The organism is Achromobacter sp. 2789STDY5608615 (genome assembly GCF_001298995.1).
GTDB lineage: Bacteria > Pseudomonadota > Gammaproteobacteria > Burkholderiales > Burkholderiaceae_B > Achromobacter > Achromobacter insuavis.
Genome location: NZ_CYTY01000019.1, coordinates 36,382 through 53,937 on the forward strand (window position 1 = coordinate 36,382; position 17,556 = coordinate 53,937).

Annotated in this window: 17 protein-coding genes and 1 pseudogene; 4 read left to right on the top strand and 14 right to left on the bottom strand. The window is 69.5% G+C overall.

Annotated elements, in window-relative coordinates:
- Positions 1-5 precede the first annotated feature (5 nt).
- From AOZ49_RS17650 to AOZ49_RS17660, 3 genes are all read right to left on the bottom strand, one after another.
- Positions 6-1,487, bottom strand: coding sequence for an efflux transporter outer membrane subunit (locus tag AOZ49_RS17650; RefSeq protein WP_054476869.1), 1,482 nt, complete (start codon positions 1,485-1,487; stop codon positions 6-8).
- A 5-nt stretch (positions 1,488-1,492) separates the two neighbouring features.
- Complete coding sequence (locus tag AOZ49_RS17655) at positions 1,493-4,630, bottom strand: efflux RND transporter permease subunit (RefSeq protein WP_054476871.1); 3,138 nt, start codon at positions 4,628-4,630, stop codon at positions 1,493-1,495.
- A 92-nt stretch (positions 4,631-4,722) separates the two neighbouring features.
- The gene (locus tag AOZ49_RS17660) at positions 4,723-5,901 is read right to left on the bottom strand and encodes an efflux RND transporter periplasmic adaptor subunit (protein ID WP_054431180.1); all 1,179 of its coding nucleotides are present in this window, start codon (positions 5,899-5,901) and stop codon (positions 4,723-4,725) included.
- A 215-nt stretch (positions 5,902-6,116) separates the two neighbouring features.
- On the opposite strand from AOZ49_RS17660, the gene AOZ49_RS17665 reads away from it, so the two are divergent.
- On the top strand, positions 6,117-6,689 hold the full coding sequence (locus AOZ49_RS17665) for a TetR/AcrR family transcriptional regulator (protein ID WP_054431178.1): 573 nt from the start codon (positions 6,117-6,119) through the stop codon (positions 6,687-6,689).
- A gap of 91 nt (positions 6,690-6,780) precedes the next feature.
- Here the strand turns inward: AOZ49_RS17665 and AOZ49_RS17670 are convergent, their stop codons facing one another.
- Together AOZ49_RS17670 and AOZ49_RS17675 are read right to left on the bottom strand one after the other, a co-directional pair.
- Positions 6,781-7,791 (bottom strand): aldo/keto reductase, encoded by a 1,011-nt coding sequence (locus AOZ49_RS17670; RefSeq protein WP_054431176.1) that lies wholly within the window; start codon positions 7,789-7,791, stop codon positions 6,781-6,783.
- 164 nt (positions 7,792-7,955) lie between these two features.
- Positions 7,956-9,014 carry a serine hydrolase domain-containing protein gene (locus tag AOZ49_RS17675; protein ID WP_054476873.1) on the bottom strand — a complete coding sequence of 353 codons (1,059 nt, stop codon included), beginning with the start codon at positions 9,012-9,014 and terminating at the stop codon, positions 7,956-7,958.
- A gap of 208 nt (positions 9,015-9,222) precedes the next feature.
- On the opposite strand from AOZ49_RS17675, the gene AOZ49_RS17680 reads away from it, so the two are divergent.
- Positions 9,223-10,242, top strand: coding sequence for a tripartite tricarboxylate transporter substrate-binding protein (locus tag AOZ49_RS17680; RefSeq protein ID WP_231690378.1), 1,020 nt, complete (start codon positions 9,223-9,225; stop codon positions 10,240-10,242).
- A 68-nt stretch (positions 10,243-10,310) separates the two neighbouring features.
- Here AOZ49_RS17680 and AOZ49_RS33605 read toward each other — a convergent pair whose 3' ends face one another.
- Entirely contained in the window at positions 10,311-10,694 is a 384-nt protein-coding gene (locus tag AOZ49_RS33605; protein ID WP_231690379.1) for a TetR/AcrR family transcriptional regulator, read from the bottom strand.
- Positions 10,601-10,912, bottom strand: coding sequence for a TetR family transcriptional regulator (locus tag AOZ49_RS34005; protein ID WP_369815820.1), 312 nt, complete (start codon positions 10,910-10,912; stop codon positions 10,601-10,603). The genes AOZ49_RS33605 and AOZ49_RS34005 overlap by 94 nt, the downstream gene beginning before the upstream one ends.
- Before the next feature lie 61 nt (positions 10,913-10,973).
- Here AOZ49_RS34005 and AOZ49_RS17690 point away from each other — a divergent pair, with 61 nt between their 5' ends.
- Together AOZ49_RS17690 and AOZ49_RS17695 are read left to right on the top strand one after the other, a co-directional pair.
- Positions 10,974-11,444 (top strand): hypothetical protein, encoded by a 471-nt coding sequence (locus AOZ49_RS17690; RefSeq protein WP_054476875.1) that lies wholly within the window; start codon positions 10,974-10,976, stop codon positions 11,442-11,444.
- A 114-nt stretch (positions 11,445-11,558) separates the two neighbouring features.
- Complete coding sequence (locus AOZ49_RS17695) at positions 11,559-12,080, top strand: hypothetical protein (protein WP_054431169.1); 522 nt, start codon at positions 11,559-11,561, stop codon at positions 12,078-12,080.
- 99 nt (positions 12,081-12,179) lie between these two features.
- On the opposite strand, the gene AOZ49_RS17700 is transcribed toward AOZ49_RS17695, so the two are convergent.
- The 7 genes and pseudogenes from AOZ49_RS17700 to AOZ49_RS17730 form a co-directional block, all read right to left on the bottom strand.
- The gene (locus AOZ49_RS17700) at positions 12,180-12,506 is read right to left on the bottom strand and encodes a hypothetical protein (protein WP_054431167.1); all 327 of its coding nucleotides are present in this window, start codon (positions 12,504-12,506) and stop codon (positions 12,180-12,182) included.
- Entirely contained in the window at positions 12,496-13,002 is a 507-nt protein-coding gene (locus AOZ49_RS17705; RefSeq protein ID WP_054431165.1) for a 2-thiouracil desulfurase family protein, read from the bottom strand. The genes AOZ49_RS17700 and AOZ49_RS17705 overlap by 11 nt, the downstream gene beginning before the upstream one ends.
- 9 nt (positions 13,003-13,011) lie before the next feature.
- A pseudogene (locus tag AOZ49_RS17710) lies at positions 13,012-13,702 on the bottom strand (VIT family protein).
- 58 nt (positions 13,703-13,760) lie between these two features.
- Entirely contained in the window at positions 13,761-14,198 is a 438-nt protein-coding gene (locus AOZ49_RS17715) for a PaaI family thioesterase (RefSeq protein WP_006385171.1), read from the bottom strand.
- A 1-nt stretch (position 14,199) separates the two neighbouring features.
- The gene (mmsB, locus tag AOZ49_RS17720) at positions 14,200-15,090 is read right to left on the bottom strand and encodes a 3-hydroxyisobutyrate dehydrogenase (RefSeq protein WP_054476877.1); all 891 of its coding nucleotides are present in this window, start codon (positions 15,088-15,090) and stop codon (positions 14,200-14,202) included.
- 80 nt (positions 15,091-15,170) lie between these two features.
- Positions 15,171-16,346 (bottom strand): enoyl-CoA hydratase/isomerase family protein, encoded by a 1,176-nt coding sequence (locus AOZ49_RS17725; protein WP_054431159.1) that lies wholly within the window; start codon positions 16,344-16,346, stop codon positions 15,171-15,173.
- Complete coding sequence (locus AOZ49_RS17730) at positions 16,343-17,497, bottom strand: acyl-CoA dehydrogenase family protein (protein WP_054476879.1); 1,155 nt, start codon at positions 17,495-17,497, stop codon at positions 16,343-16,345. Before AOZ49_RS17730 ends, AOZ49_RS17725 begins: the two co-directional genes overlap by 4 nt.
- Positions 17,498-17,556 lie beyond the last annotated feature (59 nt).

Genomic DNA, 17,556 nt, shown 5'->3' on the forward strand with positions numbered 1-17,556 from the left:
GGCGCTCAGCCGCGCGCCGGCGCGCTGTCCGCGGCGGAGGCCTTGTCCGCCCCCGGCGCGGCGGGCCCCGGCGCCGACGGCAGCCAGCCGCCGCCCAGCGCCTTGAACAGCGTCGCCAATGCCGCCTGCCGCTGCGTCGCCACCTCGATGTACGACAGCTGGTCGGCATAGGCGCGGCGCTGCGCATCCAGGTAGCGCAGGTGGCTGTCGACCCCGCCGCGATAGCGCGCCTCGGACAGCTGCATGGCCTGCGCGCTGGACTGCGTCAACGCCAGCCGCGAAGCCTCCTCGCGCCGCAGCGTGTCGGTGGCGGCAAGCGCGTCGGCCACCTCGCGGAAGGCCGACTGCACGGTCTTCTCGTACTGCGCCACGGCAATGTCCTTGCGCGCGTTGGCCAGGTCCAGGTTGGCGGTGTTGCGGCCGCCGGCGAAGATCGGCAGCGTGATCTGCGGCGCGAACGACCAGGCGCGCTGGCCCGAGTCGAACAGATTCGACAGCTCGGCGCTGGAGCTGCCGAACATGCCGGTCAGCGAGATGCTCGGAAAGAACGCCGCCCGCGCCGCGCCGATGCTGGCGTTGCGCGATTGCAGCTGGTGTTCGGCCGCCAGGATGTCGGGCCGCCGCTCCAGCAATTCGGACGGCGCCCCGGCGGCGATCTCCTGCACCAGCATCGGCCCCTCGGCCAGCCCCTTGGGCAGGAACGGCCCCAGGTCGCCCACGCCCACCAGCAGCGCCAGCGCATTGCCGGCCTGGCGCGCTTCGCGGTCGATGCGCTCCAGGTCGGCGCGCGCCTGTTCGGCCAGGCCCAGCGCTTCCTGGTAGTCGAGCGCCGTGGCCGAGCCGGCCTGGCGCCGCTTGGCGGTCAGGCCGAGCGAGGCCTCCCGGCTTTCCAGGGTCTGGCGCGTGACCTGCAGGCGGCGCAGCGCGCTGTCGCGCGCCAGGTAGGCCTGGATCACTTCGGCCACCAGGCTGATCTGGGCGCTGCGGGCCGTGGCCTCGGTGGCCAGGTATTCCTGCAACGCCGCGTCCGACAGGCTGCGCACGCGGCCGAACAGGTCGATCTCGAAAGACGTCAGGCCGATGCCCGCCTGGTAATTGCTCTGCACGCCGGCGCTGCCGCTGCTGTTCAGGTCGCCCGGTACCCGCTGGCGCGTGCCGCTGCCCTGCGCGTTGATGCCCGGCAGGCGTTCGGCGCGCTGCACCCGGTACTGGGCCCGCGCCGCCTCGATGTTCAGCAGCGCCTGGCGCAGGTCGCGGTTGTTGTCCAGCGCCAGCGTCACCAGCCGGCGCAGGCCGTCGTCGGTGACGAACGACTGCCAGTCCAGCGTGGCGGCGGCCGACGGCGCGCCCCCCCCCGCCGCGGGCGCGTTCCAGGTCGTGGGCACGGGCGCCTCGGGCCGCTGGTAGCTCGGCGCCATCGAGCAGCCGGCCAGGACGGCGGCCAGGACCGCGGCGGCCAGCCGCGAGAAGATAAAAGTCGGTTTCATCAGATTCACTCCTGCGTCGCGGCGGCGGCGGCCGGCGTTGCCGCCCGCTTGGCCTTGATCCACGACAGCACCCACACGAAAAACACCGGCACGAAGATCACCCCCAGCAGGGTCGCGCTCAACATGCCGCCGATCACGCCCACGCCCAGCGCGCGCTGGCTGGCGCCGCCGGCCCCGCTGGCCAGCGCCAGCGGCACCACGCCCAGGATGAAGGCCAGCGAGGTCATCACGATCGGCCGGAAGCGCAGCTTGGCCGCCTCGACCGCGGCGTCGATCAGCGTGTGGCCCTGCTCGCGCAGGCTCTTGGCGAACTCCACGATCAGGATGGCGTTCTTGGCGGCCAGGCCGATGATGGTGATCAGGCCGACCTTGAAGTACACATCGTTGGGCATGCCCAGCACCGTCACCGCCAGCACCGAGCCGAGCGCGCCGATCGGCACGATCAGCATCACCGAGGCCGGAATGGCCCAGCTTTCGTACAGCGCCACCATCAGCAGGAACACCACCAGGAACGCCAGCGCGAACAGCATCGGGGCCTGCGCGCCGGCGAACTTCTCCTGCAGCGACAACCCGGTCCACTGGTAGCCGATGCCGGCCGGCAACTCCGAGGCGATGCGCTCGATCTCGGCCATGGCCTCGCCGGTGCTGTGGCCCGGCCGGGCGTCGCCCGCGATCTTGAACGACGGATAGCCGTTGTAGCGCGAGATCTGCACCGGCCCGTTCTCCCAGCGGGTCTGGACGAAGGCGGACAGCGGCACCATGCCGCCCGACTTGTTGGGCACGTTCAGCTGCAGCACGCTTTCGGGCGTCATGCGGTCGCGCACATCGGCCTGCACCACCACGCGCTGCAGGCGGCCGGCATTGGCGAAGTCGTTCACCGTGGCCGAGCCGTAGGCCGACGAGATGGCGGTATTGATCACGTCGAAGCCCACGCCCAGCACCTCGGCCTTCTGCCGGTCGATGTCCAGGCGCAGCTGCGGCGCATCGGCCAGGCCTTCCATCATGGCGTAGGCGATCACCGGCGAGCTGTTGGCCTTGGTCAGCAGCTCGTCGCGCGCCGCCGTCAGCGCCGCCCGGCCCACGCCGCCGCGATCCTGCAGGCGCAGCGCGAAGCCGCCCGAATTGCCCAGGCCCTCGATGGGCGGCGGGTTGACGGCCATGACCGCGCCGTCGTCGATCGCCGCGAAGCGGCCGTTGACGCTGTCGGCCACGTCATTGGCCGATTGGCCCTTGCCGCGTTCGGACCAGTCCTTCAGGGTCGGGAAAGCGATGCCGGCGCTCTGGCCGGTGCCCGAGAAGCTGAAGCCCATCACGGTGAAGGCGTCGCCCATGGCGTCCAGCGACATCAGGTGCTGCTCGACATCCGCCACCACCTTGTCGGTGCGCAGATGGGTCGCGCCTGGCGGCAGCTGCATGTCGACGATGACGTAGCCCTGGTCTTCCGGCGGCACGAACGATTCCGGCAGGCGCGCATACAGCACGCCCAGCATCGCCACGATGGCGCCGTAGACCACCATGTAGCGCCCGGTGCGGCGCACCAGCCGCGAATTGAGCGCCTCGAAGCGGCTGGTCAGGCGCGTGAAGAAGCGGTTGAAGGCGCCGAAGAAGCCGCGCTTTTCCTCGTGATGCCCCTTGGGGATCGGCTTGAGGAAGGTGGCGCACAGCGCCGGCGTGAAGGTCAGCGCCAGGAAGCCCGAGAACAGGATCGACACCGCCAGCGACAACGAGAACTGGCGGTAGATCACGCCCACCGAGCCGCTCATGAAGGCCAGCGGCAGGAACACGGCCGCCAGCACCATGGTGATGCCGACGATGGCGCCCGACACCTGGCCCATGGCCTTGATGGTGGCCTCGCGCGGCGACAGCCCTTCCTCGGCCATGATGCGCTCGACGTTCTCGACCACCACGATGGCGTCGTCCACCAGGATGCCGATGGCCAGCACCATGCCGAACATGGTCATCATGTTGACCGAGAAGCCCAGCACCGACATCACCGCGAACGTGCCCAGCAGGCAGACCGGCACCACAATGGCCGGAATCAGCGTGTAGCGCACGTTCTGCAGGAACAGGAACATCACCAGGAACACCAGCACCATGGCTTCCAGCAGCGTGTGCACCACCTTCTCGATGGCCACGCTGACAAAGCGCGAGGTGTCGAACGGCACCGAATAGGCGACGTCCTCGGGGAACGAGGCCGACAGCTCCTGCAGGCGCGCCTTGACGGACTTGACCGTGTCGATGGCGTTGGCGCCCGGCGCCAGCTGCACCGCCGCGCCCACCGCCTTGCGACCGTTCAGGCGGGTCTCGAAGTCATAGCTCTGGCGCCCGACCTCCATGCGCGCCACGTCGGCCAGCCGCACCGACGAGCCGTCGGCGTTGGCGCGCAGCACGATGCGGCCAAATTCCTCGGGCGTGTCCAGCGTGCCCTTGACCGCCAGCGTGGCGGTCAGCTCCTGCTCGGGCGAACCGGGGCGGCTGCCGAAGCTGCCGGCCGGCACCTGCACGTTCTGCGCGGCAATAGCGGCATTGACGTCGGCCACCGACAGGCCCACGCCGAGCAGCTTCTGCGGGTCGATCCAGACCCGCATGGCCGCCTCGGCGCCGAAGAACTGCACCTTGCCCACGCCGTCGACACGGCGGATCTCATTGTTGACGTGGCGCGCGGCGTAGTCGGACAGGCCCACCACGTCCTTGCCGGCGTCCTCGCCCTTGTAGGTCAGGGCGTAGATCATCAGGAAGTTGGAGCTGGCCTGCTCGACCTGCAGGCCCTGCTGCGTCACGGCCGTGGGCAGGCGCGCCTCGGCCTTCTTGATGCGGTTCTGCACGTCCACCTGCGCCAGCGCCGGATCGGTGCCGGGCTGGAAGGTGACGGTGATCTCGGCGCTGCCGCTGGAGCTGCTGGACGACTCGTAGTACAGCATGTGCTTGGCGCCGTTCAGTTCCTCCTCGATGACGCTGGTCACCGAGTCCACCAGGGTGCTGGCGGACGCGCCGGGATAGGTCGCGTTGATGGTCACCTGGGGCGGCGCCACCACCGGGAACTGCGCCACCGGCAGCGAGGGAATCGCCAGCAGGCCGGCGAGCGAGATGAAGAGAGCCACCACCCACGCGAATTTGGGGCGGTCGATGAAAAACCTGGACATGATCTATCCTCGGAAGGATGAGCGGCGCAGGGAGACCGGCCGCCGCAACGGCCGGCCCTGCGGGCAAGAGGAAGGAAGGGGCGACATGGCCATCAGTGCCGCGCCACGGCGTCCGCGACCGGCGCGGCCGCGACCTTGTCGGCCTGCGGCACCAGCGTCACGCTGACCTTCTGGCCGGGCACGGCGGCGCTCACGCCGCCGACGATGACGCGGTCGCCGGCCGCCAGGCCTTCGACGATGTGCCAGTCGGCGCCGCGCATGGTGCCGGTGCGCACGGCGCGCGTCTCGACCACGTCGTCCGGGCCCGCCACCAGCACCTGCGGCTTGCCGTCGGTGCTGCGCACCACCGCGCGCTGCGGCACCAGGATGGCGTCGGGGTCCACGCCCTGGCGGGTCTGCACCCGCACATACATGCCCGGCAGCAGCAGCACGTCGGGATTGGCGAACTCGCCGCGCAGCGACACCTGACCGGTGCCGCGGTCCACCGCGATATCCGAGAACAGCAGGCGGCCATTGCGGCTGCGGTCGGTGCCGTCGATGCTGATGGAGATGGCGGCGCCCTCTTCCTGGCCCAGCTCGCCGGTCTGCATGGCGGTGCGCGTGCGCAGCATGTCGGCCACCGGCTGGGTGAAGTCGACGTAGATGGGATCGAGCTGCTGGACCTTGGCCATCACGGTGGCCTCGTTCTGGCCCACCAGCGCGCCCTCGGTGACCTGGGCGCGGCCGATGCGGCCCGAGATCGGCGCCTTGACGGTGGCGTAGTCCAGGTTCAGGCGCGCGGTCTCGACGTCGGCCTGGGCCGAGCGGCGCGCGGCCTGGGCGCTCTTGAGCGCCGCGGTGGCGGTGTCGAAGTCCTGCTGGCTGACGGCCTCGATCTTGACCAGCGGGGTATAGCGCCGCACCACCGCCTGGGCCTCGGACAGCGCGGCCTCGGATTTGGCCAGGTCGCCCTCGGCGCGCGACAGGGCCGCCTTGAACGGCGCCGGGTCGATACGAAACAGCACGTCGCCGGCCTTGACGTCGGCGCCTTCCTCGAACTCGCGGCTGAGCACGATGCCGGCCACCCGCGCCCGCACCTCGGCCACCCGCACCGGCTCGACCCGGCCCGGCAGCGAACTGGCCAGCGTGTAGCGCTGTGGCTGCACCGCCACTGCCTGCACGGCGCGGGGCTCGGCGGCGGCGGTCGGCCCGGCCTCGCCGCCGCAACCGGCCAACAGAACGGCGGCGGCCGCCACCGCGACAGGCCAACGCCAGGGTTGATGCTTGCTCATTTCGATACCTCCCGCCCACGGCGTCTTGAACTCAATAAGAGTCGAATGGTATCTTGAAGATCATTTTGAATCAATAATGATTCATTTAATTCTGTTAAGTACCTTTTGAGTGCTTAACAACTCTTAACTTGTCAATTTTGCGAAAATTTGCGCAAATTGAATCGCTCATGCTCCAATAGCTATCCCATGAGCGGAACAATGAGGAAGGAAACGCGATGTCTGAGGATATCGGGCACGAACGGCTGTTGATTGCGCTGGCCCAGGCGATGGTCGACCACCCCCGCGGCACCTTGCAGGAGCTGGCCAAGGCGGTGGGGGTGAGCAAGGCGACGCTGTACCGCTTCTGTCAGACGCGCGATCAGCTGGTGACGCGGCTGATGACGCATGGCGCGCAGGTCATGAAGCAGACGCTGGCCGATTCCCGGCTGGACGCCGCGCCGCCGCGCGAGGCCTTGCGCAACCTGATCGAACAGCACCTGGCGCACAAGGAATTGACGGTCTTCCTGATGTACAACTGGAAGCCCGACATGGAGATGCAGCCGGACATCATGGACAGCTGGTCCGGCTACCAGGAAACGCTGGACGCGTTCTTCCTGCGCGGCCAGCGCGAAGGCGCGTTCCGCGTCGACGTGACGGCGGCGGCGCTGACCGAATTGCTGATCACGGTGATCACCAGCATGGTGGACGCCGAACGCCGCGGCCGCATCGCGCGGCTGGGCATCGCCGGCGTGGCCGAACAGATCCTGCTGCACGGCATCAGCGCCGAACCGGCGCCGGCGGCACGCTGAAAGCATCCCGCCAAGGCGTCACCAGGCCTGTCGCCTGACATGCCCCGGCGCCAGGCGCGACATCTGCGCGCGCCCCGCCCTTCGCCGGAATTCAGCCCGCCGCGACCGGACGGCCGTGGAACGGATAGTTGGGATCGTTGTAGCCGTGGGTCGAGGCGTGGCCCGGCGTGACCCAGCTGTCCACCAGCGCCTCGTCCTCGGGCGTGATCGTGACATCCAGCGCCGCGTAGTAGTCGTCCATCTGCGCCAGCGTGCGCGGGCCGGCGATGACGCCGGTCACCACCGGATTGGCCAGCACCCAGGCGGTGGCGAAATGGCCCGGCTGCACGCCGCGGGCGGCGCTGTGCTCGACCAGCCGCTGCGCGATCTGCAGCGACTCTTCACGGAACTCGGTGGCCAGGATGCGGCGGTCGCCGCGCCCGGCGCGGGTGTCGGCGGCCGGCGCCTGGCCCGGCAGGTACTTGCCGGTGAGCACGCCGCGCGCGATCGGGCTGTATGGCACCACGCCCAGGCCGTAGTGCTGGCAGGCCGGCAGGATCTCGACCTCCGGGCCGCGATTGAGCATGTTGTAGTACGGCTGGCACACCACCGGCTGCGGCACGCCCAGCTTTTCGCACAGGCGCAGGGTTTCGGCGATGCGCCAGCCGCGGAAGTTCGACAGCCCGAAGCTGCGCAGCTTGCCGGCGCGGATCAGGTCGCCCAGCGCCCACAGCGCCTCTTCCAGGTTTTCCTCGTGGTAGTCGCGGTGCAGGTACAGGATGTCGAGGAAATCCGTGCCCAGGCGCGCCAGGCTCTGCTCGACGCCGCGGATCAGCCACTGGCGCGAATAGTGCGACTGGTTCGGGCCCTTGCCCACCACGTTGCCGATCTTGCTGGCCAGCACCCAGTCGTGGCGCTGCCCTTGCAGCAACTTGCCCACCACTTCCTCGGAACGGCCGTCGTTGTAGACGTCGGCGGTGTCGATGAAGTTCAGGCCGTGGTCGCGCGCGGACGCGACGATGCGCGCGGCCTCGTCGTCGGGCGTCTGCTCGCCGAACATCATGGTGCCCAGGCACAGGGGCGATACGCGAAGATTGCTTGATCCGAGACGGCGGTAGTTCATGGCGAAATCCTTGGTCGGCGCGCGAGGTGCGCGGGGGAAGCGTGACAGGAAGCGAAGCGATGCGGCGCGCCCGGGGCGCGGCGGGCAAAGGGGCATGTTGCCAGAAGCCGGCCGGCGCGCCGCTGAAAATCCCTGCGCCCGGCAGGGAATCCACCCACGGCGCGTCAGGCCGGCTGGGCGTCCACCGCCGCCAGGATCTTGCCGAACAGCGCGTCGGCATGTGCCGAATCGAGCCAGCGCACGATCACCACCAGCTTGCGCTCGGGCTCGACCCAGGTGAACGAACTGCCCGCGCCGACGCCGAAGAAGCTGGACGCCGGCACGCTCGGAAACACGCGGCCCTCGTGGTTCAGCCAGATCAGATAGCCATAGTACGGCGCGATCGCGCAAGGCTGGCGCATGGCGGCGATCCACTCGGGCGACAGCACCTGGCGGCCGTCGGCCGCGCGGCCCTGGTTCAGCAGCATCTGGCCGATCAGCGCCTGGTCGCGCGCGCTGATCGACATGCCGCCGCCCCAGTGCGAGCCGCCCGGCACCGACGGCATGCGCTGGCCGTCGATCTCGACCCAGGCGTTGTCGTAGCCGACCCATTGCCAGTTCTCGCTGGCGCCCAGCGGCCGCGTGACGGCCTCGCGGAACACCTCGGGCAAGGGCCTGCGGAACAGGTGCAGCAGCGCATATGACAGCTGGTTGATGCGCACGTCGTTGTATTCCCAGTACGCGCCGGGACGCTGCAAGGGCCGCGCATCGCCCTTCTTGCCGTCCGGCGGCACGCCGAAGGTGACGGCGCGGTAGCGGTCGGCCTGGTCGGACACGCCGAAGCGCTCGCCCTCCCATTCGCTGGTCTGCTGCAGCAGATGGCGCCAGGTGATGTCGGCGTTCTGTCCATGATCGAAGCCGATGCCCGGCACGCGCTTGCCGACGGGCTCGTCGACGTCGGGCAGCAGGCCGCGGTCGTGCGCCAGGCCGGCCAGGATCGCCAGGTACAGCTTGGCCACGCTGAACGTCAGGTCGGCGCGCTCGGGCTCGCCCCAGGCCGCCAGCGTCTGGCCGTCGCGCACCACCACGCCCGACACCGGGCCGCGGTCGTGGATCGGGCCCAGCAGCCGGTTCCACGGCGGCGGATCGTTCTGGTGCACCCCGAAGACCCCGTCGACGCTGCGGTCCCAGGCGGTTTCGTGGTCGTTGGCGAACTGGATCGCCTGCTGCATGAGCGCGTTCATTGCATTCCCTTGTCTTGTCGTTGGCCGATGGCTGATCGCTGATGGCGCTAGCGAGTATATCCATCCCCGCCGCGCCGCCAACGCCGGCGCAGCCATCCGGCCGCGATATGGCCGCCGGCAATAAGCAACGCGGGAATCAATCGTTGGCGCGCGCCGCCGCGGCCGGTAGAGTCCAACGCCCCACATCCCCGGACCACATTGCCGCCTCATGCCTGATCGCTTCACCCCCTTCGCTTCGCGTGCCCCGCGCGCGCCCTCGTCCGCCCCGCGCGGCGCCCGTGCGCGCCTGGGCGCCGCATTGCTGGCCCTGGCCGCCTGGAGCGGCGCCGCCCACGCCGAATCGCGCGTCATCCGCGTCGTCGTGCCGTACGGCACCGGCGCGGTGCAGGACACCATCGCCCGCGCCATCAGCGACGAACTGGGCCGCGCCCTGGACGCCTCCATCGTGGTCGAGAACCGCGCCGGCGCCGGCGGCACCGTCGGCACCGCGCAGGTGGCGCGCGCCGCCCCCGACGGCAACACGCTGGTGCTGGCCGCCGCCAGCCACCACATCGCCGGCTACCTGTACAAGAACCTGAGCTACGACCCCTACAAGGATTTCACCGGCGTCGCCTACCTGGGCAACACCGGCTACATCCTGCTGGCGTCCTCGACACTGAAGGTGGCCAACACCGCCGAATTCATCCAGGCCATCAAAGCCAGGCCCGACGCCTACGACTACGCCTCGGCCGGCAACGGCAGCGCCTCGCACCTGGGCATGGCCTCGCTGCTGGCCGCCGCCGGCGCGCGGATGCAGCACATCCCGATGAAGTCCACCGGCGACGCCGTGACCGAGCTGCTGGCCGGCCGGGTGCAGGCCGTCACCGCCGCCACCATCGGCGTCACCGGCTACCGCAACGATCCGCGCGTGACCTTCCTGGCGTATACCGGCAAGCAGCGCTCGCGCTTCGCCCCCGATCTGCCGACCGTGGCCGAAAGCGGCCTGCCCGGCTATGCCTTCGATTCGTGGCTGGGCCTGCTGGCCCCGGCGGGCATCGCGCCGGCCGAGCGCGACCGCATCAACGCCGCCGTCAATCAGGTGCTGGCCGATCCCAAGGTGCAGGCGCGCCTGGCGGCGCTGGGCGTGGAGGCAGAAGCCAAGTCGCCGGCCCAGTTCCAGGATCTGTTGAAAGCGGATTGGGACGCCACCGGCGGCCTGGTGACCGCGTCCGGCGCCCGCGTCGAATAACGCCGCGCAGGACGCGCGATGTCCCTGGCGCGCCGCCCGCGGCGGCCGCCAGGCCGGGACAGGCCCGGCTAGCGCTGGCGCACGCCTTCCAGGAACATGTCGGTGATGAAGTCGGCCAGCGCCTCGCGCTCCTCGGCGTTGGGCTCGCGGCGCGTGAAGCGCTCGATCACGCCCATGAACGCGTGCGACAGCCATTCCGGCGGAATGTCCTTGCGGAACACGCCGGCGCGCTGATCGATGCGCACATTCTCGGAAATCATCTCGACCAGCTCGTCCTTGAGCGCCTCGGCCGCGTCGACCTGAAAGAAGCCGATGCGCGTGAGATTCGGGTCCTCCTGCAGGATCGCCAGCCAGTTGCTCACGCCGCGGCGCACTCGCACCTCGACCGGCAGATCCTGGTCGTCGGACAGCCGCGCCTGGCAAACCTCCTGCCGCAGGCGCTGCGCGAACATGCCCACCAGTTCGTCGTAGGCCGCCTGCTTGCCGGCGAAGTACTGGTAAAAACCGGTTGCGTCACCCCCGCGCGGGCAACAATATCGCTGATCCGGGTGTGCTGGAACCCGCGCTCGGCGAACTCCGCCGCCGCGACTTCCAGAAGTTGCAACCGGGTGCGCTCACCTTTCGTCAAACGCCTTTCTTGCGGTACAGATGGGGGTAGTGCCGTCGTCATCGCGTGAAAATACTATCCTTCCAGTCTTTTTGCCATACATTCCTGCATACATAGAAACCCTATGCCCCGACTGTCGCGCCCGCTTCACGCTTTCTGCGCCGCCACGCTCCTGTCGGCCCTGCCGGGCTGTGTACCTTACCCCACTTACAAGACCCTGCAGCCGCGCGCGGCCATCACGGTGCAGGACGAGACCGGGCAACCGCTGGCGAATGCCCGCGTGGTGCTGATCGCCGGGGCCTATCCCTACGGCTACGACCGCTACCGCGTCGAGCAACGCACCGGCGCCGACGGCCGGGCCGGCTTCGAGGCGCGCCACGAATGGCGCGTGGAAGTGCTGGCGATCCACGGCTCGGAACTGTTTTTCTGGAACTGGTGCATCGAAAAACCCGGCTACGAGACCTACGCCACCCACGACCGCAATGCCGACGCTTTCGACCCCAAGGCGGTCGTCCAGCTCAAGCCCGGGGTGTCGCAAACTTGCGACAATCCCAATGCTTCGCCCTTCATGCGCGAGACCCGTCCAACCTCCTGAAATCACTTGAAATCTTCGTAATTCTTGACACAACTATTGCGCCGTGGCGGCAGTACAGTACGGTATCGCCGGTCGCCGCAGCACGTGGACGCCCGGCGGCTCAGGAGCAAGATCATGAAGCGGTTTACAGGTCGTATGGTCGGCGTCGCGCTGGCACTGGCCTTGGCAAGTTCCCCCGCGCTGGCGGGCGGCTATCGTGGCGGGTATCACCATCACCACGGCGGTGGCGGCGGCAGCGGCTGGTGGATCGGCGGCGCGGTCGCGCTGGCGGCTACCGGGCTGATCCTGGCGGCCAACAATTCCGGTCCGAGCTATGTGCAGACCGGCGTCTACGCCCCGGGCGTGGCCTACTACCCGCCGCCGGTGTACGCGGCGCCCGTCTATGAAGCGCCGCCGGTGTATGCCGCGCCGCCGGTCTACCAGGCTCCGGCCCAGTACGCCCCGGTGCAGTACGAGCCGGCCGCGCCCGTCAACAAGGCCCAGGCCAGCGCCTCGGCCGACTGCCAGCACTGGGCCATGAACCAGAGCGGCTATGACCCGGCGACCATTTCGCAATGGACCACCCAGGTCATGGTGGACACCTACAACCGCGCGCTCGATTCCTGCATGAACAGCCGCGGCTACCGGGCCAACTGACAACCATCGCGCCCACCGCGCGTCACCGAGGGAGGAGCCCAGCCAGGGCCTCCTCCCTTTTGTTTTCACGGCAGCGGGCGATCCGCCCCCAGACGGACCTCAACCGCGCCGGCCGCCCCAGCCGCGCCAGGCGAAAAACGCCCCGGCCAGCAGGGCCAGCACGGCCGGCAGCACCCAGACGAAGCCGCTGTCGGTATAGACGACCCCGTCGACCGGATCGTAGTAGCGGCCCAGCTCGTTGAAATCCCACTTCAGGTACTGCTCGTACCAGAGCCAGAAGCAGAACGCCGACACCGCCAGCGACACCACCGCCCCGACCCGCGCCAGCAGGCGCCCGCGACCGGTGCCGGCGATCAGGCGCCAGGCCGACAGCACGCCGGCCGCCACGGCCACCAGCACCAGCCAATCGCCGACGTTAAAGCCCATCGCCCGCCTCCAGCCGCGCCAGGCAGGCCGCGGCCTCCGTCCATTGCCATTCGCTGAAGACGCGCACGCCGGCATCGGCCAGCAATTGCGCGGTCACGCCCACGCCCGGCTGGCGCTGGCCGGAAAAACTGCCGTCGTAGACATAGCCGCTGCCACAGGACGGGCTGCCTTCCTTGAGCACCGCGATGCGGATGCCGCGCTCGCGCGCCGCCGCCAACGCCAGCTGCGCCCCATGCACGAACGGCACGGTGGCGTCCTCGCCCGACACCGCCATCACGCGGGCGCGGCCTCCCAGCACGGCGGCGGCATCGGCGCCCGGCTCGATCTCGGCCGGCGGGCGCGGGATCGGCATGCCGCCCGCCACTTCCGGACAGACCGGCACGATCCGCCCTTCATCGCGCCAGCGGGCCAGCACCTCGTGGTCGCGCGGCGCGGAACGGCCGTCGTAACGCACGGGGTGGCCCAACAGACAGGCGCTGATCAAAACGTATTGCATGACGGGCCCCTAGACCACGGTGCCGAACAAGGCGCCGACGCCGGCCGTCGCCGCCATCGCCAGCGCGCCCAATATCGTCACGCGCAGCGCCGCCGGCCCCTTGGGCGCGCCCCCCCGCGCCTGCCGCCAGGGCCCCCAGACAGGCCAGACAGGCGACCGACGCGCCGATCACCCAGCCGATCAGCTGCGGCAGCGGCGCCACCGCGGCCACCGCCAGCGGCAACGCGGCGCCGCCCGCGAACGAAGCGGCCGAGGCCACCGCCGCCTGCACCGGCCGGGCGCGGTTGTGGATCGAGATGCCGAGTTCGTCGCGCGCATGCGCATCGAGCGCGTCATGGCGCGTCAACTGCCGCGCCACCTGCTCGGCCAGGTCGCGCGACAGGCCGCGCTCGACATAGATCTCGACCAGCTCCTCCAGTTCTTCGCCCGAGTTGCGCTTGAGCGAGCGCTGCTCCAGCCGCAGGTCGGCGGCCTCGGTGTCGGCCTGCGACCGGACCGAGACGTATTCGCCCGCCGCCATCGACAGCGCGCCGGCCACCAGGCCGGCCAGGCCCGAGGTCAGGATGGCGCCGCGCCCGGCCTGCGCCGCCGCTACGCCGGTGATGAGGCTGGCGGTCGAGACGATGCCGTCGTTGGCGCCGAGCACGGCGGCGCGCAGCCAGTTGCTGCGGAAAATCCGGTGATGTTCTTTGGAAGGCATTGCCGTGGACCCGTTCAAGGCGCGACAAAACTGGCGGCGGACGGCCGCCGCCAGCGGCTCAACGCGGCGTCACGCGCACCGCGGTGAGCAAGCCTATCACGCAAAGGGTGGCCTGTTCGCCCTCGTAGGCATGCACTTCGACCTGGCAGATCGACAGGCGCTTGCCCGGCTTGACCACGCGGCCGCTGGCCACGTAGCGCTCGCCTTTGGCGGGCGCCAGGAAGTTCATCTTGAACTCCGAGGTCAGCACATCCTCGCCCGGCTGGAACAGGCTGAAGGCGGCATAGCCGCCGGCCGAATCGGCGATGGTGGTGGAGATGCCGGCGTGCAGGAAGCCGTTCTGCTGACACAGGTCGGCGCGGTACGGCAGCACGATGTCCACCCTGCCCGGCTCGACCACGTCCAGGCTGGCGCCGAGCAGCCGCATGATGCTCTGCCGCTCGAAGCTCGCCTGGACCCGCCCGGCCGGATCGACACAAGTCGCGGGCGCGGCCATGTCAGTCCTGGTCGCGCTTGACCAGGTTGACGATGCTGGAGAAGTCCAGCCGGCCCGAGCCGCCCGCGCTGTGCAGCGAGTACAGGTTGCGCGCCAGCTCGCCCAGCGGGATCGAGGCGCGCGCCGACAGCGCCGCCTCGGCCGCCAGGCCCAGGTCCTTGAGCATCAGGTCGACGCCGAAGCCGCCGGCGTAGCCCTTGGAGGCCGGGGCGTGTTCCATCACGCCGGGCCACGGGTTGTACAGCTCGGTGGCCCAGTTGCGGCCCGAGCTCTTGGCGATGATGTCAGACAGCACCTTGGGATCGAGGCCGTTGGCCACGCCCAGCGCCAGCGCCTCGGAGGTGCCGGCCATGAGGATGCCGAGCAGCATGTTGTTGCAGATCTTGGCGACCTGGCCGGCGCCCGCCGGCCCCGCGTGGAAGATGTTCTTGCCCATCTTTTCCAGCACCGGGCGGGCGCGCTCCAGCGCGGCGGTCTGGCCGCCGACGATGAAGGTCAGCGTGCCCGCGGCCGCGCCGCCGGTGCCGCCGGAGACCGGCGCGTCGATCATGGCGATGCCGCGCACCTCGGCCGCCTGCGCCACCTTGCGGGCCGAGTCCGGCGCGATGGTGCTGCACTCGATGACGAGCGCGCTGGACGGGATCTTGCCCAGCAGGTCCTGGTCCAGGTACAGGCCTTCGACGTGCTTGCTGGCCGGCAGCATCGAGATCACCACCTCGGCGCCCTTGACCGCTTCGGCGGCCGACGCCGCCGACTTGGCGCCCGCATCGGTCAAGACCTTGACCGCCGCCGGCACCAGGTCGAAGACCGTCAGGCTGTGGCCGGCCTTGACCAGATTCAGCGCCATGGGCGAGCCCATGTTGCCCAAACCGATAAACGCGATACTGCTCATGATGTCCTGTCTCCTGTTGCTATTGCTGTAGGTGTGAAATCAGTGTTGCGACGCGATGCCGGCCCGCTCTGCGGCGGACGTCAGCGGCCTTCCTTGCCCAGGTCGTCCAGCGGATGCGGCTGGCCTTCGGGCCAGGGCTCATCGAAGAACTTCTGCACCCAGGCCTCGGTGGCCATGTCCAGCACCGCGGGGTTCCAGCGCGGCTTCTTGTCCTTGTCGATCAGCAGCGCGCGGATGCCTTCGGCGAAATCGCCGTGCGCGGTGCAATGCAGCGCGGCGATGTACTCGGCGCGGAACACGTCGTCCAGCGACCGCAGCCGCATGCGCTGCTGCAACGCGAACGACAGCCGCAGCGAGCCGGGCGAGGCGGCCAGCATGGTGGTGGCGGCGCGCGCCAGCCACGGATCGGCGTGGTCCTTCAGGGTGGCCAGCTCTTCGCAGATCTCGTCCAGCCGGTTGCCGCTGCACAGGCTGTTGATCAGGAACGAATGCTGGCGCAGATTGCCGCCTTCCAGCGGCGTCTGCGGCTCGAGCGCGGTCAGCGCGCGGCGCAACAGGCCGTCGTTGATCGAACGCGGCGGAATCGCGTCCTCGGCGGCGCCCGTGGCCTGGCCGGCCCAGGGCTGTTCCTCGAGCGAGGCCAGCAGCTTGGGCCAGTCTTCGTGATTCAGGCGGAAATCCGCCAGCCCGGCGAAGAAGGCATCGGCGGTGTTGATCTGCGCACCGGTCAGCGCCAGAAACACGCCGGTGCGGCCCGGCATGCGGTTCAGCAGCCAGCTGCCGCCCACGTCCGGGAACAGGCCGATGGACACTTCCGGCATCGCCAGGCGCGAGGTCTCGCTGACCACGCGGTGGCTGGCGCCCATCATCAGGCCGATGCCGCCGCCCATGACGATGCCGTGGCCCCAGCACAGCACCGGCTTGGGGTAGCTGTGGATGCGGTAGTCCAGGCGGTATTCGTGCTCGAAGAAGCGGCGCGCGTAGGCATTGCCCCAGGCGCCCTTGCCGGCGTTCTCGGTCATGCTGCGGTACAGGCCGTGCAGGTCGCCGCCGGCGCAGAAGGCCTTGTCGCCCGCGCCCTGCAGCACCACCAGCACCACGCCCGGGTCACGCGCCCAGGCGTCCAGGCGCTCGGCCAGCAGGTCGACCATTTCCAGCGACAGCCCGTTCAGGGTCTGCGGCGCATTCAGCGTCGCGATCCCGAACCGCATTCCATTGGCGGCGGCTCTTTCTTCGAACAGCACCGGTGCATTCATCTTATGTCAGCTCCTTTTTCCAACAATTGGCGGGCAATGATCACGCGCATGATCTCGTTGGTGCCCTCCAGTATCTGATGTACGCGAGTATCGCGCACCAGACGCTCCAAGGGATAGTCCCGCAGGTATCCATAACCACCGTGGATCTGTTGCGCGTCCAGGCAGATCTGGAAACCCATGTCGGTGGCGAAGCGCTTGGCCATGGCGCAGTAGGTGGCGGCGTCCGGCGCGCCGGCGTCCAGCTTGCAGGCCGCCAGCCGCACCATCTGGCGCGCCGCCACCAGGTGGGTGGCCATGTCCGCCAGCTTGAACTGCAAAGCCTGGAATTCCGCCAGGCGGCGATTGAACTGGCGCCGCTCGTCCATGTAGCGGCGGGCCGCGTCCAGCGCGCCCTGGGCCGCGCCGACCGAGCAGGTGCCGATGTTGATGCGGCCGCCGTCCAGGCCCTTCATGGCGATCTTGAAGCCCTCGCCCTCCTCGCCCAGCAGGTTGCCGGCCGGCACGCGCACGTTCTCGAACACAATCGGACGGGTGGACTGGCTGTTCCAGCCCATCTTCTCTTCCTTGCGGCCGTAGCTGATGCCCTCGCTGTCGGCCGGGACGGCAAAGGCGCTGATGCCGCCCGCGCCCTCGCCGCCGCTGCGCGCCATCACCACCAGCAGGTCGGTGTCGCCGCCGCCCGAGATGAAGGCCTTGGCGCCGTTGAGCACGTAGTGGTCGCCCTGGCGCTGCGCCCGGGTCGACAGCGACGCGGCGTCGGAGCCGGCGCCCGGTTCGGTCAGGCAGTACGAGGCCAGCTTCTGGCCGCTGGCCAGCAGCGGCCCCCAGGCCTCGCGCAGGGCCGGCTGGCCCCACTTGCCGACCATCCAGGTGGCCATGTTGTGGATCGTCAGGAACGCGGTGGTCGACGGGTCGACGGCGGCCATTTCCTCGAACACCAGGGTGGCGTCCAGGCGCGGCAGGCCCAGGCCGCCGATGTCCTCGCTGGCGTAGATGGCGCAGAAGCCCATTTCGCCGGCGCGCGCGAAGGCGTCCTTGGGGAAGATGCCTTCGGCGTCCCAGTGCGCCGCGTGCGGCGCCAGTTCGCCTTCGGCGTAGTCGCGCGCGGCCTGCGCGAACGCGCGCTGCTCGTCGGTCAGTTCCAAGTCCACAGCCTGTCTCCTGATGTCATCGGTATTGTCTGTTGGCGTTGCTGCCGTCTCGTGAACGT